Source organism: Massilia timonae (genome assembly GCF_001866515.1).
Lineage (GTDB): Bacteria > Pseudomonadota > Gammaproteobacteria > Burkholderiales > Burkholderiaceae_D > Telluria > Telluria timonae.
In genome coordinates this window covers 1,480,925-1,500,008 of record NZ_JRYB01000001.1, presented here as the reverse complement: position 1 = coordinate 1,500,008, position 19,084 = coordinate 1,480,925, and the positions used below count along the sequence as shown (strand labels likewise).

Here is a 19,084-nt window from a genome sequence, read left to right as displayed (position 1 = left end):
AACACGGAACCATTCTACATATTGCGGCGATACTGCCCACCCACCTCGAACAGCGCGGTCGTGATCTGCCCCAGCGAGCATACGCGCACCGCGTCCATCAGGCGCGCGAACACGTTCTCGTTGTCGATCGCGGCCTGGCGCAGGGCGGCCAGCGCGGCTGGCGCCGCATCGGCGTTGCGGCGGTGGAAGTCGTCCAGGCGCCGCAGCTGCGATTGCTTTTCCTCGTCGGTCGAACGGGCCAGTTCGATCGTGGCGGGAAGCGAAGCGCCCTTCGGGTTGCGGAAGGTGTTGACGCCGATGATCGGCAGGCTGCCGTCGTGCTTGCGGTGCTCGTACAGCATCGACTCTTCCTGGATCTTGCCGCGCTGGTAGCCGGTTTCCATCGCCCCCAGCACGCCGCCGCGCTCGGCGATGCGCTCGAACTCCTGCAGCACCTGCTCTTCGACCAGGTCGGTCAGCTCGTCCATGATGAAGGCGCCCTGGTTCGGGTTTTCGTTCTTGGCCAGGCCCCATTCCCGGTTGATGATCAACTGGATCGCCAATGCCCTGCGCACCGATTCGTCGGTCGGCGTGGTGATCGCCTCGTCGTAGGCATTCGTGTGCAGCGAATTGCAGTTGTCGTAGATCGCGATCAGCGCCTGCAGGGTGGTGCGGATGTCGTTGAAGTCGATCTCCTGCGCGTGCAGCGAGCGGCCGGAAGTCTGGATGTGGTACTTGAGCTTCTGGCTGCGATCGTTGGCGCCGTACTTGTCGCGCATCGCCACCGCCCAGATGCGGCGCGCCACGCGGCCCAGCACCGTGTATTCCGGGTCCATGCCGTTCGAGAAGAAGAACGACAGGTTCGGCGCGAAGTCGTCGATGTGCATGCCGCGCGCCAGATACGCTTCCACGAACGTGAAGCCGTTCGACAGCGTAAACGCCAGCTGCGAGATCGGGTTGGCTCCCGCTTCGGCGATGTGGTAGCCCGAGATCGACACCGAGTAAAAATTGCGCACGCCGTGCGTCACGAAATATTCCTGAATGTCTCCCATCACCTTCAGCGAAAACTCGGTCGAGAAGATGCAGGTGTTCTGGCCCTGGTCTTCCTTCAGGATGTCGGCCTGCACGGTGCCGCGCACGGCGGTCAGCACCCAGGCGCGGATCTGCGCGGCTTCTTCGCCGCTCGGCTGGCGCCCGTTGTTCTCGACGAACTTGTCCATCTGCTGGTCGATGGCGGTGTTCATGAACATCGCCAGGATGGTCGGGGCCGGGCCGTTGATGGTCATCGAGACCGAGGTCGACGGGCTGCACAGGTCGAAGCCGTCGTACAGCACCTTCATGTCGTCCAGCGTCGCGATCGACACGCCCGAGTTGCCGACCTTGCCGTAGATGTCGGGACGCAGCGCCGGGTCGGCGCCGTACAGGGTCACCGAGTCGAAGGCGGTCGACAGGCGCTTGGCGTCCATGCCGGTCGAGACGAGCTTGAAGCGGCGGTTGGTGCGGAAGGCGTCGCCCTCGCCGGCGAACATGCGGGTCGGATCCTCGCCCTCGCGCTTGAAGGGGAACACTCCGGCCGTGTAGGGGAAGGAACCCGGCACGTTTTCCAGCATCAGGAAGCGCAGGATCTCGCCATGGTCCTCGAAGCGCGGCAGCGCCACCTTGCGCACCGGATTGCCGGACAAGGTCGTCGAGATCAGGCGCGTGCGGATTTCCTTGTCGCGGATCTTCACCACGTGCTCGTCGCCCGCGTAGGTCGCCTGCAGCTGCGGCCAGGAGGCCACCAGCGCCCTGGCTTCGCCGTCCATGGCGTTGTCGCGCTGGGCGATCACGTCGTCGAAATCGGTGTTCTTGCCGGCCGCGGCCAGCATGCGCTTCGCCTCCTGCAGCTGCTGGCGCTCGCGCGCGAGCTTGACCTGCGTGCCGACCCGGCGGTGGTAGCCGCGCACGGTGTCGGCGATCTCGGCCAGGTAGCGGCTGCGCGCGGGCGGCACGATCACGTTCTTGCCGCTCGAGTAGCGCTGCGCCGGCGCCTGCAGCTTGCCGGTTTCGACCTTCAGGCCCAGTTCCGCCAGTTTCGGCAGCAGGCCGTGGTAGAGGGCGGTCACGCCGTCGTCGTTGAAGCGCGAGGCCTGGGTGCCGTAGACCGGCATCTGGTCCGGGCTCATCGACCATAGTTCGCGGTTGCGCTGGTATTGCTTGGCGACGTCGCGCAGCGCGTCGAGCGCGCCCTTGCGGTCGAACTTGTTGATCGCGATGAGATCGGCGAAATCGAGCATGTCGATCTTCTCGAGCTGCGAGGCGGCGCCGAATTCCGGCGTCATCACGTACATCGAGGTGTCGACGTGCGGCACGATGGCGGCGTCGCCCTGGCCGATGCCCGAAGTCTCGACGATCACGAGGTTGAAGCCGGCCACCTTGCAGGCGGCGATCACGTCGGGCAGGGCCTGCGAGATCTCGGAGCCCGCTTCGCGCGTGGCCAGCGAGCGCATGAACACGCGCTGCTGCCCGTTCCAGGGATTGATCGCGTTCATGCGGATGCGGTCGCCCAGCAGGGCGCCGCCCGACTTGCGGCGCGACGGGTCGATCGAGATCACGGCGATGTTCAGGCGGTCGCCCTGGTCGAGGCGGATGCGGCGGATCAGCTCATCGGTCAGCGAGGACTTGCCGGCGCCGCCGGTGCCGGTGATGCCCAGGGTCGGCACGCGCAGCGTGTCGGCCGTGTCGAGGATCTCCTTGCGCAGGGCCGGGTCGACCCGATCGTTTTCCAGCGCCGTGATCAGCTGGGCCAGCGGGCGGTGGCGCGCGGCGATGTCGCCGCTGCGCAGCGCCTCGAGCGAGGTCGGGGCGTAGGGCGACAGGTCGACGTCGCAGGCTTCGAGCATCGAGCGGATCATGCCGACCAGACCCATGCGCTGGCCGTCTTCCGGACTGAAGATGCGCGTCACGCCATACGCGTGCAGGTCTTCGATCTCGCTCGGGACGATCACCCCGCCGCCGCCGCCGAACACCTTGATGTGCTCGCCGCCGCGCTGGCGCAGCAGGTCGATCATGTACTTGAAGTATTCGACGTGGCCGCCCTGGTAGCTCGAGATGGCGATGCCCTGCGCATCCTCGGCCAGCGCCGCGGTGACCACGTCGTCGACCGAGCGGTTGTGGCCGAGGTGGATCACCTCGGCGCCGTTCGACTGCAGGATGCGGCGCATGATGTTGATCGAGGCGTCGTGGCCGTCGAACAGCGAGGCGGCGGTGACGAAACGGACCTTGTTGGCCAGGCGCGGCTGTTCGGGCAGGTCGAGCTTCGCGACGGGAGTGATGTCGTTCATGAGGGACGGGTCCTTGTGAGCGGTGAGGACGGATGCTGGTACGGTATATGACGTTAACGTTAACGTCAAGCTCGCGGCGAAGTAATACGGCTGGCTTCGATCCATTTCACATTGCGTATCCCTAAGGCAACATTAAGTTCCATTACGCAATCTGCTTGTTATACTCAATGCATAATCGAAATTCATGCAGAAGAAGAGACACGACAGATGCTGAAAAAAGTGGATTCTTCACAGCTCAGGGTGGGCATGTTCATCCACGACCTGGATTGCGGCTGGATGGAGCACCCGTTCGTACGCAACCAGTTCCTGATCACGAACGAGGCCGAGATCCGCAAGATCGTCGAGGCGCGTATCCGCGGCGTCGTGATCGATTGCCGTCGCGGCCTGGACGTCGACGCGCCCACCGTCGACGAGAGCATGGCCGCCACCGAGGCCGAGGTGACCGCGCTGGCGCAGGCCGCCACGGCCTCCGCGCGCATGCGGGTGCCGCTGGCCGAGGAATTGCAGCGCGCCATCCATGTGCGGCGCCAGGCCGAGGGTCTGGTGCGCGCCGTGATGCAGGACGCGCGCCTGGGCAAGGCCGTCGAGCTGGACCAGGTAAGCCCGGTGGTGCAGAGCGTCACCGAATCGATCCTGCGCAATTCGGGCGCCTTGCCCAGCCTCCTGCAGCTCAAGAACAAGGACGACTACACCTTCCTGCACTCGGTCAGCGTGTGCGCGCTGCTGGTCGCCTTCTGCCGCTCGCGCGGCATGGACGAGGAAACCATCTACCAGGCCGGCCTGGGCGGCCTGCTGCACGACACCGGCAAGGCCATGGTGCCGGACGCCATCCTCAACAAGCAGGGCCGCCTGACCGACGCCGAATTCGCCATCGTCAAGCGCCATCCGCGCGACGGCCACGACATCCTGGTGAAGACGCCCGGCATCGGCCCGGTGCCGCTCGACATCACGCTGCACCACCATGAGCGGCGCGACGGCAGCGGCTATCCGGACCGCCAGGCCGGGGACGGCATCAGCGAGCTGGCGCAGATGGCGGCCATCGTCGATGTGTACGACGCGATCACCTCCGACCGCTGCTACCACAAGGGCATCCCACCGGCCGAGGCGCTACGCAAGATCTACGAGTGGAGCAAGCACCACTTCGATCCGGCGCTGGTCCAGGAGTTCATGCGCTGCGTCGGCATCTACCCGGTCGGCACCCTGGTGCTGCTGGAATCGGGCCGGCTGGGCGTGGTGGTCGAGCCGCACGAATCGAGCCTGCTCACGCCGAAGGTGAACGTGTTCTTCCATGCGAAGCAGCAGGTGTATATCCGCCCCGAGACGGTCGACCTGTCGCGCGCGACGGGCTTCGGCGGCGGCGACCGCATCGTGCGCCACGAGTCGGCCGCCAAGTGGCAGGTCGAGCCGCTGCGCTTCATGCAGCTGGCCGAGGCCTGAGCGCCTGCCACCCGCCGGCGCGGCGCGCGGCTGCTTCGGCATGCGATTGAACGCGCTGCCCTCACGTGCAGGGAATCAGAAGAATTCGGCGGTGTCGTTGACGGCCACGGTCTGCAGCAGCCCGCCGGCGACCAGCTCTTCGTAGTGGCACACGCGGTTGCGGCCGTGGGCCTTGGCGTAGTACAGGGCCTGGTCGGCGTGGCCCAGCGTGACCACCGGCGAATCGGCGGCGCTGACGCTGGTGAAGCCGATGCTGACCGTGACCTTGCCCACCTGCGGGAAGTCGTGGCTCTCGACGTCGGCGCGGAAGCGCTCGATGATGCGGCGGGCGTTCTCCAGGTTCGTCGAGCGCAGCAGCACCACGAACTCCTCGCCGCCGAAGCGGAACACCCGGTCCTGGGCGCGGAACGACGACTGCAGCAGGTTGGCGATCAGGATCAGCACTTCGTCGCCGTACAGGTGGCCGAAGCGGTCGTTGACGCCCTTGAAGTGGTCGACGTCGACCACCGCCAGCCACTGCTTTTCTTCGCCGTTGTGGTGGCGCCGCTCGGCCTGGCCGGGGGCCGTGGCGTCGGTCTCGGAGGCGTGCAGCATGCGCGCCAGCTGGTCGTCGAAGGTCTTGCGGTTGAGCAGGCCCGTGAGCGAGTCGCGCTCGCTGTAGTCGAGCAGGTTCTGGAAGTTGCGGTACACGCTGACGATCCCGTTGACCATGTACAGCGCCTCGGGCGTGAACGGTTCGGCGTGCACGATCTCGAGGCAGGTGTCGGCCTTGTCGCCGAACCAGATCGGCAGCCACAGGCGGCGCAGGCCGTCGGCGCCGATGCTTTCAGCGCGCGGTTCGTGGCGGCGCAGGCAGGCGCCGAGTTCGGGATAGAGCGCGATCGGTTCGCCGGGACCGCTGTCCTGCGGCTCTTCGGGGCAGGCCACGCCGCCGGCATGGATGCAGGCGCGCGAGCGCACGAAGTACTGTTCGCCGACGCTGGAGATGGTGAGCACCCGGGTGCGGGCCGCGCCGGACAATTCCTGGACCGCCGAAATCACGGAGATGTCCAGCATGGTGTGATCGCGGTGGCCGGTCATGTCCACCATGTGTCGCAGCAGGGAATCCATGTCGTCGTTATCAGACCAAGCAATAAGAGGTACCGGGAGACCGCCCCGCGCAAGGCGTGGCGCACAGGGCGGACAGCGCTGAATGGATGCCCAGCGCCATGATCGGCGGTGCCGCATTTTTCAGCGGTCAAGCAAAACAGCATAATACTTTTTTGTATTACCGGCAACTATTCTTAACAATTTTTATTCATGGTTTCCCGCGCGTTGACACATCGCCCTGGGAGTTTGTTTCTCATCAGAAGCATGAATTTCCATACGGAAAAGTTGTGGACGGTCAACTTGCCGTACGGCACTAATCGGTACAGTGAACTCACTGGCAAACGTAACACAGCAGTAGCGACGGGGCCCAGTCGCAGCCAGTATTTCCTCAACCATCATAAGGAGTTTGTCATGAGCACGATTACCTTCGCCATCAAAGCATTTTTCGCTGACGAAAACGGTGTGACTGCCATCGAGTATGGCCTGATCGCCGCTCTCATCGGCGTGGTGATGGCCGGTGTCGCTGGCGAAGTCGGTGAAAACATCGAGGCGGCCTTCATCTACATCCGCGATCAGTTGGTCGTTCCGGAGTAATCCGCCTGCCCCCCGGGACGCGGTTCGGCCCCGGGGGGCTTTTTTTTCGTGGAGTCCGATCATGGCTGTCGCACTTTACCTCGATACGCTGCTGCTGCTGATGGTGACGGCGGCGGCGGTCAAGGACCTGGAGAGCCGGCGCATTCCGAACCGGCTGCTGGCCGCCGGCATGGCATGCGCCCTGGTCCTGCACCTGCTGTCGCCGCAACCGCTGGCGGGGCTGCTCGCCTGGCTGGGCGGGACGGCGACCGGCCTGGCGATCTTCCTACCCTTTTACCTGGTCCGCGGCATGGCCGCCGGGGACGTCAAGATGATGGCCGCGGTCGGCGCCTTCGCCGGTCCCGGCGACGCGCTGCGCATCGCCATCCTGGCCTGGTGCGTGGGCGGCGTCATGGCGCTGGCCGTCATCGTCTTCAAGGGCCGCCTGCGCATGGCGCTGGCCAATATATGGGCGATCCTGAAGCCCATGCTGCTGCGCCTGCCGCGCGGGCCGGCGCCCGCGATCGGCGGCGCCGGCGGCCAACCCAGCGCCGGCTCGATTCCCTATGGCGTGGCGATCGCCGCTGGCGCCATCGCGCTGCTGGTCAGTCGCTACGCCGACCGGCCGCTGTTATGAGCAGCGGGTCGGGCCTTTGTCAGGTATCAAGTGCCTGATGAGGCCGCTCGCTAGAATCAAATCAAGGTTTTCCGAAACATCTTCATGGGCAGGAGGGTGCATGATGGGAATGTTGTCGGCCACCACGGCCGCCGCCGGGCACGATGCATCGTTCGGGTCCGGGGCCGGCGCGTCGTCAAGCGATGGCGACGTGGCCGCCGTGCTGCCGCGCCAGCCGCGCACCGTGCGCGACACCGGGCTCGATCCGCGCCTGGTGACGGGATTGGTGCTCAAGGTCCTGCATGCGGGCGGCAAGACGCCGCTGTCCAGGCTGACCGGACGCCTGCGGCTGTCGGTCAGCGTGGTGCGCGAAGTGCTGCAGGGCCTGGTCGCCAGCCAGCAGGCCGAAGTCGCCTATTCGGGCGAGACCGATCTCGACGTGCACTACCAGCTCACCGCCGCCGGCGCGCGCGCCGCCGGCGAGCACACGGCCGAGTCGCGCTATGCCGGACCGGCGCCGGTGACCCTGGCGGCCTGGCGCTCGGTGGTGGCGCAGCAGTCGCAGCGCCAGCCGGATGCGCCGCGCGTGGCGCGCGCCGAACTCGAAGCGGTGCTCGACGGCGACGGCCTGGAACCGGCGATGCGCGAACTGATCGGCGCGGCCCTGCATTCCGGCCGTCCACTGCTGCTGTATGGCCCGTCCGGCAGCGGCAAGACCACCCTGGCGCGCAAGTTCGCCCGCCTGCGCCAGGATCCGATCGCGGTGCCGTACGCGGTGCTGGTCAACCACGAGATCGTCCAGCTGCACGATCCGGCCCTGCATCCGTTGCCGCTGCAGATGCGCGGCCTGGAAGAACGCCGCAGTTGCGACGCGCGCTGGGCCCTGAGCCAGCGGCCGCTGGTGCACGTCGGCGCCGAGCTCACGCGCGACATGCTGGAACTGCGGGTCGACGCCGCCAGCGGCGTGCTGCGCGCGCCGCCCCACATCCTGGCCAATAACGGCCTGCTGGTGCTGGACGACCTGGGACGCCAGCGGATGCCGGCCGGCGAGCTGCTGCACCGCTGGCTGGGCGCGCTGGAGGCCGGCCAGGACCACGTGACGGTGCCGCACGGCCCGAGCCACGCGCTGCCGTTCGACGTCGGCCTGGTGCTGGCCACCAGCCTGGCGCCGGAATCGGTGCTGGACGACGCCTGCCTGCGCCGCATCGGCTACCGCATCGCCGTGGGCCCGCTGTCCGAGGCGAGTTACCGCGCGCTGCTGCGGCGCCAGGCGCGGCTGCGCCGCATCGAGGTCGACGAGGCGGCGTTCGATTTCCTGGTCGACGAACTGCATCGCCGCACGCGGCGCCCGCTGCTGGCCGCCTGGCCGCACGAGCTGCTGGGACGCATCGCCGATTTCGCCGGCTTCGCCGGCCGCGCGCCGCGCTGCGACGTGGACGGCCTGGTCCAGGCCTGGAGCAGCCTGTTCGGAGCCAGCGCCCTGCCGCCCGCGCTGCCTTGTGCATCGAACCCAGCGGCGGTGAAGCGGGAAGACAAGGAAGGGGATGCGCGATGAAGAACAAGCGTGCCGTGATCATGATGGCACTGGCGGTGCTGCTGGGCCTGCTGGCGGTGGCGCTGGCGGCGAGCTGGCTGCTCAATGCCCCGGGCGCAAGCGCCGGCCGGATCGTCGTCGCCAAGGCCGACGTCGACATCGGCCAGCGCCTGACGCCCGAGATGTTCAAGCTGGCCGACTGGCCGGCCGACAGCGTGCCGAAGGGCGCCTTCACCGATCCCGCGCCGCTGGGCGGACGGGTATTGCGCAGCAGCCTGCTCGCGGGCGAACCGATCAGCGAAGCCAAGCTGGCGCCGGCCGGCACCCTGGGCGGCCTGTCGGCCCTGATCACCGAGGGCAAGCGCGCGATCACGGTGCGCGTCAACGACGTGATCGGGGTGGCCGGCTTCACCCTGCCGGGCAACTACGTCGACATCATCGTCAGCACCGAGACCATGCCGGACCCGAACGCGACCCGGGCGCGCGAGCAGAGCATCTCGAAGATCGTGCTGGAGCGGATCCTGGTGCTGGCGGTGGCGCAGGAAGTCAATCGCGACGAGACCAAGCCCAAGGTGGTCAATGCCGTCACGCTCGAGGTCACGCCAAGCGAGGCCGAAAAGCTGGACCTGGCGCGCAGCGTGGGCACCCTGTCGCTGGCGCTGCGCAACCAGGTCGATCCGGCCGCCGCCGCCACCCTCGGCGCGACCAAGGAGAACCTGCTGCCCGCTGTCGCCGCCGCGCCGCCGCCGGTGGTGCGGGCCCCGCCGCGGCCGCGCGTGCAGCAGGCGCGCGCGCCGGCCCCGCCCAAGCGCGACTGCATCAGCGTCATCAACGGCCTGCACGCATCGCAGGAATGCTTCTGACCACCGACTGGATCGATCATGAAACGACGTCCCTCGATCGCATTGCGCGCCACCCTTGCCGCCGTCCTTGCCGCGCTGGCCGGCCCGGCCCTGGCCAGCGCCGCGCCCGCCGCCGCCGCCGCGCAAAAAGTGGCGGAACCGAAGCCGGCGCCGAAGAAGCCGGCGCCCGCCCGCACCGCGAGCGAAGCGCCCGCGCGCGTCGCCGAAGGCTGCCGCGGCGAGGCCGCGCGGCCGGCCGTGATGGCGCTCCAGATGGGCAAGTCGACCATGCTGCGCCTGCCCGAGAAGGTGGCCCGCCGCAGCGTCGGCAACCCGGCCGTGGTGCAGGCGATGCTGGTCGCCCCGGACACCCTGTACATCGCCGCCGTCGACGTCGGCAGCACCAACATGATCGTGCAGGGCCGCAGCGGCTTGTGCAGCGTGATCGACATCACGATCGCGATGGACCCGAGCGGGCTGGAAGCCACGCTCAAGGCCGCGATGCCGGACGAGCAGGATATCCGCGTGATGGCGGCCAACGACAGCCTGATCCTGACCGGCACCGTCAGCGACGCCACCGTCGTGCAGCGCGCGGTGGAGCTGGCCGGCGCCTATGTGCGGCGTCCGCTGCGCCAGCTGCCGGCGGCCGACAAGGAAAACGATACCGATGGCGTGATCGTGGTGGGAAGGAACGGCGCCAGCGGCGCCGGCGCGGCGGGCGGCGCCGGCACCCGGGTGATCAACCTGCTGGCGGTGAGCGCGCCGCAGCAGGTGCAGCTCGAGGTCAAGGTGGCCGAGATCTCGCGCACCCTGCTCGAACGGCTCGAGACCGGCACCCGCTTCAGCTTCGGCTCCGGCAGCTGGACCACCACCCTGGCCACCGATTTCCTGAGCGGCCTGCTGGGCGGCAGCCTGTCGGGAGTCAAGACCAATGGCAACCGCTTCGCCATCGAGGCCGACAAGCTCGATGGCCTGGTGCGCATCCTGGCCGAGCCGAACGTGCTGGCCATCAGCGGCCAGGAAGGCTCGTTCCTGGCCGGCGGCAAGTTCTACATCCCGGTGTCGCAGGACGACGACCGCGTCACGCTGGAAGAAAAGGAATTCGGGGTCGGCGTGCGCTTCACCCCGACCGTGCTGTCGGGCGGGCGCATCAACCTGAAGGTGGCGCCGGAGGTGTCCGAACTGTCGCGCGAAGGGATCGGCATCACCGCCACCGGCATCACCGGCACCGCCATCATGCCGCTGGTGACCACGCGCCGCGCCAGCACCACGGTGCAGCTGCATGACGGCCAGAGCTTCGCGATCGGCGGCCTGGTGCGCAACAACCTGATCGCCAACATGAAAGGCTTGCCGGGCCTGGGCGAGATTCCGGTGCTGGGCGCGCTGTTTCGCAGCACCGACTACCAGCAGGACCGCACGGAGCTGGTGTTCGTGATCACGGCGCGCCTGGTCAAGCCGCTGCCGGGCGGCAGCCATGTGCTGCCCACCGACGGCCATGTCGCGCCGTCGCGCGCGGGCCTGATGCTGGGCGGGCGGCTGGAAGGAGAGCGGCCCGCCGCCGCGACGCCTGCCGGGGCGGTCACGCCGCCGGCCGCGGTATCCGGTCCGGTATCCGGGAGCTTCGAACTGACGCCGGCGGCTTCGAACTGACACAGGGGAATGCAATGCGAACCACATTCACACGATGGGCGGCGCTGGCGCTGCTCGCCTGCGGCGCGTCGGGATGCGTCTCGACCACGCCGGACTGGGATGCGCGCTTCGGCGCGGCCACCCGCAGCAATTTGGCGGCCCAGGTGCTCGACCCGAGCGGCGCCGCCAGCGGCAATCCCGCCCTGGGCCTCGATGGCCGCGCCGCGCGCGCCGCCATCGACAACTACCAGCGCTCGTTCGCCCGGCCGGATACCGGCCAGCCGGCGGCGATGGTGGACCAGTGATGGACGCGCGCGCAGCGAACGTCCTTTGTCCGGGGCTGCCATGAGAGCGCTCCTGATCAGCCGCGACAGCCACTTGTACGCGGAGCTGGCCTCGCAGGGCGCGGCACGGGTGCCGCCCCTGCACCTGGCCGCCACCCGCGCCAGCCTGCGCGAAGCGCTCGACCGCCCCGAACCCGACGCCCCGCAACTGGTGATCGTCGACGCCAGCGGGCTGGAGCCGCTGGAGGCTGCCCTGCTCGAGCGCCTGGGCCGCCAGTATCCGGGATCGCAGCTGATGCTGCTCACCAACCAGCACCAGCCCGACCTGTTGATCACGGCGATGCGCGCCGGCGTGCGCGAGCTGCTGCAACTGCCGCTGGTGCACCGCGCCTTCCACGAGGCGATGGACCGGATCGCCACCGCCGCCGGCGTGTCGAGCCTGCGCGATGGCAAGGTGCTGGCCTTCATCGCCTGCAAGGGCGGCAGCGGCGCCACCTTCATCTCGGCCAACTTCGGCTATGCGCTGGCCACGCTGGCGGGCAAGAAGGTCTTGCTCATCGACCTGCACGGCCAGTTCGGCGACGCCGCCCTGTACGTGTCGGACCAGAAGCCGGCCATGACGATGTCGGACGTGTGCGCCCAGATCGCGCGCGTGGACGGGCCCTTCCTCGAATCGTGCCTGGTGCACGTCACGCCGGGCTTCGGCGTGCTGGCCGCGGCCGACGATCCCGGCCACGCGAAAGAGGCCAAGCCGGAACACATCGACACCATCCTGCGCGTGGCGCGCCAGAACTACGACTACGTGCTGCTCGACGTCGGACGCCAGATCGACGCGGTGTCGCTGCGCGCGCTGGACGTCACCGACACCATCTATCCGGTGCTGCAGCTGGCGCTGCCCGACATCCGCGACGCGCGGCGCCTGCTCGACATCTTCCGCTCGCTGGGCTACGTGCTGGACAACATCCGCCTGATCGTCAACCGCTACGAGAAGGGCGGCAAGCTGCGCCTGCAAGACCTGCATGCGGCGCTCGGCTGCGAGGTGGTGCACACCTTCCCCAACGACTACGTCGCGGTGACCGATTCGGTGAACCAGGGCGTGCCGGTGCTGCAGCTGTCGCGCTCGAGCTCCGCCGCGCGCAGCCTGGCCGAGATGGTCGAGCTGGTGACCGCGCACCGGGTCCAGGAAAGCCGCGGCCTGCTGGACCGCCTGTTCGGGCGCCAGGACGCCGATTACTGACCAGTTAAGAAAGACGCCCATGTCCCTTCGCGAACGACTTGCCTTGTCCGGCCAGGAGCGCATCCCCAGCGGCGGCGCCGAGCTGCAGGATGCGCCGAACCAGGCCTACCAGGAGCTCAAGAAGCTGATGCACCAGATGATCCTCGACCGGATCGACCTGGAGCGGCTCAAGCGCCTGACCGCCGAGCAGTTCAAGCACGAGCTGGCGCTGCTGGTCCAGCGCATCATCGAGGACGAGCGCATCGTCCTCAACCAGCACGAGCGGCACCACCTGGTGCTCGACATCCAGCACGAGATGCTGGGCTTCGGCCCGCTCGAGCCGCTGCTGTCCGACCCCTCGATCTCGGACATCCTGGTCAATACCTTCAACAAGGTCTACGTCGAGCGCCACGGCCGTCTGGAGCTGACCGAGATCACCTTCCACGACAACGCCCACCTGATGAAGATCATCGAAAAGATCGTCTCGCGCGTGGGCCGCAGGGTGGACGAGTCGAGCCCGATGGTCGACGCCAGGCTGCCGGACGGCTCGCGGGTGAACGCGATCATCCCGCCGCTGGCGGTGGACGGGCCGATCCTGTCGATCCGCCGCTTCGGCGGCAGCCCGCTGACGGTGCAGAACCTGCTCGACTATAAAAGCATGACCACGCCCATGATCCGGGTGCTGGAAGGGCTGGGCACGGCCAAGGTCAACATCCTGATCTCGGGCGGCACCGGCAGCGGCAAGACCACCTTGCTCAACCTGATCTCGGGCTTCATCCCGGCCACCGAACGGGTGGTGACGATCGAGGACGCGGCCGAGCTGCAGCTGCGCCAGCCGCACGTGGTGCGCCTGGAGACGCGACCCGCCAACATCGAGGGCAAGGGCGAGGTGCCGCAGCGCGCGCTGGTGCGCAACGCGCTGCGCATGCGGCCCGACCGCATCATCCTGGGCGAGGTGCGCGGCCCGGAAGCGCTCGACATGCTGCAGGCGATGAACACCGGCCACGAAGGGTCGCTGGCCACTATCCACTCGAACACGCCGCGCGACGCGCTGTCGCGGCTGGAGAACATGGTCAGCATGGCGGCGGTGAACCTGACGCCGCGCGCGATCCGCCAGCAGATCGTGTCGGCGGTGACGGTGGTGGTGCAGGTCTCGCGCCTGACCGACGGCACGCGCAAGCTGGTCAGCCTGCAGGAGATCACCGGCATGGAGGGCGAGATCATCTCGATGCAGGAGATCTTCCGCTTCGAGCAGCGCGGGGTCGACGTCGACGGCAAGGTGCTGGGCCACTTCAGCGCCACCGGCGTGCGCCCGCGCTTCGCCGACCGCCTCAAGCTGTTCGGGGTCCCGGTGCCGGACGATTCGTTCGACCCCGACCGCCGGTTTGACTGAATCGAGCGACCGGGAGCGCGCATATGGACGGCTTGTTCTATGGCTTCGTGGTGCTGGTGTTCGCGGCCGTGATCCTGGCGGTCGAGGGCTTCTATCTGTGGTGGATGAGCACCCATGGCGCGGCGGCGCGCCGCATCGCGCGCCGCCTGCAGATCATGTCCGGCGGCCTGCAAGGCCGCAGCGGCGAACGGATCTCGATCCTCAAGCAGCGCCGCTACAGCCGCATCGAGGCGCTGGACCGCCTGCTGCATCGCTCGACGCTGGCGCAGCGCGTCGATGCGCTGCTGGTGCAGGCCGGCGCCACCTGGTCGGTCGGCCAGTTCCTCGCCGGCTCGCTCGGCTGCCTGGCGGCGGCGCTGGTGCTCACGTCGAGCGCCGTCAGCGCGGTCGAGGTGCCGCTGCCGGCGCGTCTGCTGGCCTGCGTCGGCGGCCTGCTCCTGCCCTGGTGGCTCCTGCACCGCATGCGCATGCGGCGCCTGGTGCGCATCGAGCACCAACTGCCCGAAGCGGCCGACTTCATCGCGCGCGCGCTGCGCGCCGGCCACTCGTTCACCAACGTGCTGCAAATCGTCGGCAACGAGCTGCCCGAGCCGCTGGCCGGCGAGTTCCGCATCACGCGCGAGGAAATCAACTACGGCGTGCCGATGAACGAGGCCCTGCACGGCCTGGCCGAACGGATCCCGCTGACCGACCTGCGCTATCTGATCATCGCGGTGTTGATCCAGCGCGAGTCGGGCGGCAACCTGGCTGAAATCCTCGGCAACATCAGCCAGATTATCCGCGCCCGCCTGAAGCTGGTGGCGCACGTGCGCGTGCTGTCGGCCGAGGGCCGCATGTCGGCCTGGATCCTGGGCCTGCTGCCGTTCGGCGTGATGGGCGTGATGCTGGTCAGCAGCCCGGCCTACGTGCGCATGCTGTGGACCGATCCGTCCGGGGTGCGCCTGCTGTGGTACGGCCTGGGCATGATCGTGTTCGGCGTGCTGTGGCTGCGCAAGACCATCCGCATCCGCGTGTGAGGCATCCATGACTTCTTCCCAGCTGATATTCCTGCTGATCGTCTTCGCCGTCGTCTGCCTGCTGGCCTGGGTCGCGCTGGTGCTGTTCGCGCCGCTGGCCCTGCGCGAGCGCCTGCTCCGCTTCCTCGGCCCGCGCGCCGGACAGGAAGCAGGCGTGCGCTGGATCGAGCGCGTCGCCAGCGTCGCCCGTCCCCTCACCAGGCTGTCGATCCCCGAGGAAGGCTGGGAAAAATCGACCTTGCGCACCCGCTTCATGAACGCCGGCTGGCGCCACCCGTCGGCGCCGACCCTGTACTTCGCGTCCAAGACCGCGCTGGCGCTGCTGGTGCCTGCACTGTGCGCGCCGTTCCTGGTGCTGTATGGCTCGTCCCTGAACGGCGGCAAGGTGCTGGGCATCCTGCTGCTGGGCGCCGCCTTCGGCTACTACGCGCCGAACGCGGTGCTCGAGCGCCTGGTGCGGCGGCGCCGGCGCGAGATCTTCGAGACCATCCCCGACGCGCTCGACCTCCTGACCGTCTGCGTCGAGGCCGGCCTGAGCCTGGAGCGGGCGCTGGTCAAGGTGGCGGCCGAAATCCACATCAAGAGCATGGTGCTGTCGCAGGAGCTGCAACTGGTGCTGATGGAAATGCGCGCCGGCTTCAGCAAGGAAAAGGCGCTGCGCAACTTCGCGCTGCGCTCGGGCGTGGACGACGTCGACACCCTGGTCGCGATGCTGATCCAGTCCGAGCGCTTCGGCACCAGCGTCGGCGACTCGCTGCGCGTGCATGCCGACAACCTGCGCCACAAGCGGCGCATGATGGCCGAGGAAACCGCCGCCAAGATCGGCCTCAAGCTGCTGTTCCCGCTGATCTTCTGCATTTTCCCGACGCTGCTGATGGTCCTGCTCGGACCGGCGGCGATCCAGATCTCGCGCACCCTGGGCTCCTTGCCCTTCGCGCGCTGAAAGGAGCGACTCCCATGCGACGCACCCTCAAGATGACCCGCCTGGCGCTGCTGTGCGCCGGCCTGATGGCCTGCTCGCCGTCCGGCTGGCGCGCCGCCGTCGACACCGGCGCGCAGGCCGAGCAACTCTATGGCGCCGGCCGCGCGCAACACTTGGCGCAGCAGCCGGACGCCGCGCGCGCTTCCTACCAGGCCGCGCTTCAGCTGGAGCCCGGCCATCCCGGCGCGCGCAACGGCCTGGCGACCCTGCACGCCGAAGGAGGTGACCTGGAACGGGCGAGCGCCATCTGGCGCGAGCTGACCGCGTCGATCGGCCTGGATGCGGGGCCGGGCAAGGCTTATCTGTTCGCAAACCTGGGGCAGGCTTACCTGCTGGGCGGCGCGCACGAGGAAGCGCGGGGCGCGCTGGAACGCGCCTGCCTGCTCGACCCGCTCAATCCGCGCGCCTGGCAACTGCTGGGCGACGCGCTTGCAGGCTTGGGACAAACGGAAAGGGCGGAACAGATGCGCAGACAGGCGGCGGCGCTGCGCCAGCACGACCTGCGCGCGGACTTTGCCGCCGCCGGCGGCAAGACCGAAGTGGCGCCGCTCGGCCAGGCCCTGGCCGCGCCAACGCCGCAGGCCCACCCCGACTGGTCCCAGTCGTATATCCACGTCGGCGCGGACGGCATGATGGAATTGCGGCGGGTGGACGCGGCGCGCGCGGCGCACGAGGCGCAGGAGGAACGCGAGGCGCCGGCTTCGGCTGCGGTGGCGCGGCTGGAGATCCGCAACGGCAATGGCGTGACCGGCATGGCGCGCGCGCTGTCGAATCGCATCGACGAACCGGGCATCCGGGTGACGCGCCTGTCGAACGAGCCGGGCTTCGCGGTGTCGCATACCCGCATCGAATACGAGCCGTCCCATGCCGACGCCGCGCGCAGGCTGGCGCGGCGCCTGGGCAGCACCCAGCTGCGCGAAGTCGACCTGGGCGCGCCCGTCAACTTGCGGCTGGTGCTGGGCCGCGACCTGGCGCGCCACGGCACGGCGCTGCGGCTGGCGCCGCCCGCGCCGGCCGCGGACCAGCAGCGGCTGGCTTACCGGTAGCGTTCCAGCCACCAGCCGTACTGCGGCGGCAGGATGGCGAACGGATTTTCCACGCCCAGCTCCTTGGCCGCGCGGAAGGCGTAGTGCGGATCGGCCAGGTGCTCGCGGCCGATCATCACCAGGTCCATCTGCTCATCAAGCACCGCCTGGTTGGCCACCTGCGGGTCGCCGATATACCAGGACGACGCCACCGGCAGGCCGGCCTCGTTCTTCACACGCTTGGCGACCGGCGCCAGGAAGCCCGGACCCCAGGGAATCTTGACGTCGGGGACGGTGAAGTTGACGCTCACGTTCAACATGTCCAGGCCGGCCTCGCGCATGCGGCGGGTCAGCTCGATCGATTCCGCCAGCGTCTCTTCGTCGCTGCCGTCGTATTCGATCACGCCCATGCGCGCCGTCAGCGGCAGGTGCTGCGGCCATACCTCGCGCACCGCGGCCAGGGTCTCGAGCAGGAAGCGTCCGCGGCCATCGAGGTCGCCGCCGTACTGGTCATCGCGGCGGTTCGAATGCGGCGACAGGAAGGATTGCGCCAGGTAGCCGTGGGCGAAGTGCAGCTCCAGCCATTCGAAGCCGGCGGCCAGGGCGCGCCGCGCGGCGTCGACGAAGCCTTGGCGCACGCGCGCGATGTCGTCCAGGGTCATCTCTTGCGGCACTTTCGGCAGGTCGCCGCCGAAGGCGAGGGCGGATGGGGCGATGGTCTGCCAGCCGTCCGGCGCGTCGTTCGGGATATGCGCGTTGCCGTCCCACGGACGGTTCGCGCTCGCCTTGCGGCCGGCGTGGCCGATCTGGATGCCGGCCACCGCGCCGGCATCCTTGATCGCGCCGGCGATGGCGGCCATGCCGGCCACCTGTTCGTCGTTCCACAGGCCGGCGCAGCCCGGGGTGATGCGGCCTTCCGGCGTAACCGCCGTGGCTTCGACGATCACCAGGCCGGCGCCGCCGCGCGCGATCGACGCGTAGTGGGCGCGATGCCAGTCATTGGTGACGCCGTCGACGGCGCTGTACTGGCACATCGGCGGCACCACGATGCGGTTGCGCAGGGTGACGGATTTGAGGGTGAAGGGAGTGAATAATGCGGTCATTGGTGCTTTCCAGGTGATGCTTCCTGCGCAACGACGCCAATACTGGCGCGCCGGGCGGCAAATGGCCGCTCGGGTCTGTGGTCGCTGTGGAGAAAGATCGGGGATTGTCGAATCGGTTCTGGCATGCACCCTGTGTCAGGGTTGCGTGCCTGGCCGTATTCTCGCACCGATGCGGATTGTTTGCAGGAGGCGGCCATGAATCCGGCCGCCCGGCCAGGCCGTCAGGGCGCGGCCTTGCGATACACGCGCACGTAATCGACCAGCATGCGGCGCGGGAACGGCGTGCTCGCATCCGGATAGCCCGGCCAGTAGCCGCCCACGGCCAGGTTGAGCAGCACGAAGAAGGGATGCTCGAACACCCACTCGCCCTTGACCGTCGCGGGCGTCGCGGTGTGGTAGTGGATGCCGTCGCGGTACCAACGAATTTCTTTCGGCTCCCATTCGACGGCGAACACGTGGAAGTCGTCGCCGTACTCCGCGCCCTCGAGCGCGCTGGCGCGGCTGTTTGCGTGCTCGCCCGAGTAGCCCGGCCCGTGCAGGGTGCCGTAGGCATTGGCCGGCTCCTTGCCGATGATCTCCATGATGTCGATCTCGCCGCTCTTCGGCCAGCCGACCTGCTTGATGTTCGCCCCCAGCATCCAGAACGCGGGCCAGATGCCCTGGCCCTTCGGCACCTTGATGCGCGCTTCGTAGCGGCCGTACTGCGTTTCCTTCAGCCCGGCCGTCTTGAGCCGCGCCGAGGTGTAGTCCTTGCCTTCGTAGCTTTCCTTGCGCGCCTCGATCACCAGGTGACCGTCTTCCACGCGCACGTTCTCGGGCCGGCCGGTATAGAACTGCATCTCGTTGTTGCCCCAGCCATGGCCGCCGGTCTCGGGGACCCATTTGCCGCGGTCCAGCGTGGCGCCGTCGAATTCATCGCTCCATTCGAGGGTCCAGCCGGCCAGGTCGTCGGTGGCGGTGGGCTGCGTGGCGCAGCCCGCGCTGGCGGCCAGCACGAGCAGCGCGGCCAGTTTGCTCATTGTCTTCATATGTCTCCAAGGCGA

General features: G+C 68.4%; 16 protein-coding genes. 12 read left to right on the top strand and 4 right to left on the bottom strand.

The window, feature by feature from the left end:
- Positions 1 to 14: 14 nt before the first annotated feature.
- Entirely contained in the window at positions 15 to 3,302 is a 3,288-nt protein-coding gene (icmF, locus tag LO55_RS06480; protein ID WP_071360870.1) for a fused isobutyryl-CoA mutase/GTPase IcmF, read from the bottom strand.
- 207 nt (positions 3,303 to 3,509) lie between these two features.
- Between icmF and LO55_RS06475 the strand changes: the two genes are divergently transcribed.
- Positions 3,510 to 4,739 (top strand): HD-GYP domain-containing protein, encoded by a 1,230-nt coding sequence (locus LO55_RS06475; RefSeq protein WP_005663830.1) that lies wholly within the window; start codon positions 3,510 to 3,512, stop codon positions 4,737 to 4,739.
- A gap of 75 nt (positions 4,740 to 4,814) precedes the next feature.
- On the opposite strand, the gene LO55_RS06470 is transcribed toward LO55_RS06475, so the two are convergent.
- Complete coding sequence (locus LO55_RS06470) at positions 4,815 to 5,849, bottom strand: GGDEF domain-containing protein (protein WP_071360869.1); 1,035 nt, start codon at positions 5,847 to 5,849, stop codon at positions 4,815 to 4,817.
- 390 nt (positions 5,850 to 6,239) lie between these two features.
- Here LO55_RS06470 and LO55_RS06465 point away from each other — a divergent pair, with 390 nt between their 5' ends.
- The 11 genes from LO55_RS06465 (at position 6,240) to LO55_RS06415 (ending at position 16,959) form a co-directional block, all read left to right on the top strand.
- Positions 6,240 to 6,422, top strand: coding sequence for a Flp family type IVb pilin (locus tag LO55_RS06465; RefSeq protein ID WP_071360868.1), 183 nt, complete (start codon positions 6,240 to 6,242; stop codon positions 6,420 to 6,422).
- Positions 6,423 to 6,483: 61 nt separating this feature from the next.
- Positions 6,484 to 7,038 (top strand): A24 family peptidase, encoded by a 555-nt coding sequence (locus LO55_RS06460; RefSeq protein WP_071360867.1) that lies wholly within the window; start codon positions 6,484 to 6,486, stop codon positions 7,036 to 7,038.
- Positions 7,039 to 7,138: 100 nt separating this feature from the next.
- Complete coding sequence (locus tag LO55_RS06455) at positions 7,139 to 8,572, top strand: DUF8689 domain-containing protein (protein WP_071360866.1); 1,434 nt, start codon at positions 7,139 to 7,141, stop codon at positions 8,570 to 8,572.
- The gene (cpaB, locus tag LO55_RS06450) at positions 8,569 to 9,414 is read left to right on the top strand and encodes a Flp pilus assembly protein CpaB (protein ID WP_071360865.1); all 846 of its coding nucleotides are present in this window, start codon (positions 8,569 to 8,571) and stop codon (positions 9,412 to 9,414) included. The genes LO55_RS06455 and cpaB overlap by 4 nt, the downstream gene beginning before the upstream one ends.
- 18 nt (positions 9,415 to 9,432) lie before the next feature.
- On the top strand, positions 9,433 to 11,043 hold the full coding sequence (locus tag LO55_RS06445; RefSeq protein WP_071360864.1) for a type II and III secretion system protein family protein: 1,611 nt from the start codon (positions 9,433 to 9,435) through the stop codon (positions 11,041 to 11,043).
- Between the two features lie 14 nt (positions 11,044 to 11,057).
- Positions 11,058 to 11,327, top strand: a complete 270-nt coding sequence (locus LO55_RS06440) for a hypothetical protein (protein WP_005663816.1) — start codon at positions 11,058 to 11,060, stop codon at positions 11,325 to 11,327.
- 40 nt (positions 11,328 to 11,367) lie between these two features.
- On the top strand, positions 11,368 to 12,543 hold the full coding sequence (locus tag LO55_RS06435; RefSeq protein WP_071360863.1) for a CpaE/TadZ family protein: 1,176 nt from the start codon (positions 11,368 to 11,370) through the stop codon (positions 12,541 to 12,543).
- Positions 12,544 to 12,562: 19 nt separating this feature from the next.
- Entirely contained in the window at positions 12,563 to 13,915 is a 1,353-nt protein-coding gene (locus tag LO55_RS06430; protein ID WP_071360862.1) for a TadA family conjugal transfer-associated ATPase, read from the top strand.
- 23 nt (positions 13,916 to 13,938) lie between these two features.
- Positions 13,939 to 14,931: a type II secretion system F family protein gene (locus tag LO55_RS06425; RefSeq protein ID WP_071360861.1), complete on the top strand. Its 993-nt coding sequence runs from the start codon at positions 13,939 to 13,941 to the stop codon at positions 14,929 to 14,931.
- 7 nt (positions 14,932 to 14,938) lie between these two features.
- Positions 14,939 to 15,874, top strand: coding sequence for a type II secretion system F family protein (locus LO55_RS06420; protein WP_071360860.1), 936 nt, complete (start codon positions 14,939 to 14,941; stop codon positions 15,872 to 15,874).
- Between the two features lie 14 nt (positions 15,875 to 15,888).
- The gene (locus tag LO55_RS06415) at positions 15,889 to 16,959 is read left to right on the top strand and encodes a tetratricopeptide repeat protein (protein WP_071360859.1); all 1,071 of its coding nucleotides are present in this window, start codon (positions 15,889 to 15,891) and stop codon (positions 16,957 to 16,959) included.
- On the opposite strand, the gene LO55_RS06410 is transcribed toward LO55_RS06415, so the two are convergent.
- Both LO55_RS06410 and LO55_RS06405 read right to left on the bottom strand, forming a co-directional pair.
- Positions 16,950 to 18,041: an NADH:flavin oxidoreductase/NADH oxidase gene (locus LO55_RS06410; RefSeq protein ID WP_071360858.1), complete on the bottom strand. Its 1,092-nt coding sequence runs from the start codon at positions 18,039 to 18,041 to the stop codon at positions 16,950 to 16,952. The genes LO55_RS06415 and LO55_RS06410 overlap by 10 nt on opposite strands.
- Before the next feature lie 221 nt (positions 18,042 to 18,262).
- A complete protein-coding gene (locus LO55_RS06405) occupies positions 18,263 to 19,069 on the bottom strand; it encodes a glycoside hydrolase family 16 protein (protein ID WP_071360857.1) in 807 nt (268 codons plus the stop codon).
- Positions 19,070 to 19,084: the final 15 nt, after the last annotated feature.

What these genes read in the sequence shown, in the direction of transcription:
- icmF (WP_071360870.1), bottom strand. Translation starts at nt 3,302, where the DNA reads ATGAACGACATCACTCCCGTCGCGAAGCTCGACCTGCCCGAACAGCCG.
- LO55_RS06475 (WP_005663830.1), top strand. Translation starts at nt 3,510, where the DNA reads ATGCTGAAAAAAGTGGATTCTTCACAGCTCAGGGTGGGCATGTTCATC.
- LO55_RS06470 (WP_071360869.1), bottom strand. Translation starts at nt 5,849, where the DNA reads ATGGATTCCCTGCTGCGACACATGGTGGACATGACCGGCCACCGCGAT.
- LO55_RS06465 (WP_071360868.1), top strand. Translation starts at nt 6,240, where the DNA reads ATGAGCACGATTACCTTCGCCATCAAAGCATTTTTCGCTGACGAAAAC.
- LO55_RS06460 (WP_071360867.1), top strand. Translation starts at nt 6,484, where the DNA reads ATGGCTGTCGCACTTTACCTCGATACGCTGCTGCTGCTGATGGTGACG.
- LO55_RS06455 (WP_071360866.1), top strand. Translation starts at nt 7,139, where the DNA reads ATGATGGGAATGTTGTCGGCCACCACGGCCGCCGCCGGGCACGATGCA.
- cpaB (WP_071360865.1), top strand. Translation starts at nt 8,569, where the DNA reads ATGAAGAACAAGCGTGCCGTGATCATGATGGCACTGGCGGTGCTGCTG.
- LO55_RS06445 (WP_071360864.1), top strand. Translation starts at nt 9,433, where the DNA reads ATGAAACGACGTCCCTCGATCGCATTGCGCGCCACCCTTGCCGCCGTC.
- LO55_RS06440 (WP_005663816.1), top strand. Translation starts at nt 11,058, where the DNA reads ATGCGAACCACATTCACACGATGGGCGGCGCTGGCGCTGCTCGCCTGC.
- LO55_RS06435 (WP_071360863.1), top strand. Translation starts at nt 11,368, where the DNA reads ATGAGAGCGCTCCTGATCAGCCGCGACAGCCACTTGTACGCGGAGCTG.
- LO55_RS06430 (WP_071360862.1), top strand. Translation starts at nt 12,563, where the DNA reads ATGTCCCTTCGCGAACGACTTGCCTTGTCCGGCCAGGAGCGCATCCCC.
- LO55_RS06425 (WP_071360861.1), top strand. Translation starts at nt 13,939, where the DNA reads ATGGACGGCTTGTTCTATGGCTTCGTGGTGCTGGTGTTCGCGGCCGTG.
- LO55_RS06420 (WP_071360860.1), top strand. Translation starts at nt 14,939, where the DNA reads ATGACTTCTTCCCAGCTGATATTCCTGCTGATCGTCTTCGCCGTCGTC.
- LO55_RS06415 (WP_071360859.1), top strand. Translation starts at nt 15,889, where the DNA reads ATGCGACGCACCCTCAAGATGACCCGCCTGGCGCTGCTGTGCGCCGGC.
- LO55_RS06410 (WP_071360858.1), bottom strand. Translation starts at nt 18,041, where the DNA reads ATGACCGCATTATTCACTCCCTTCACCCTCAAATCCGTCACCCTGCGC.
- LO55_RS06405 (WP_071360857.1), bottom strand. Translation starts at nt 19,069, where the DNA reads ATGAAGACAATGAGCAAACTGGCCGCGCTGCTCGTGCTGGCCGCCAGC.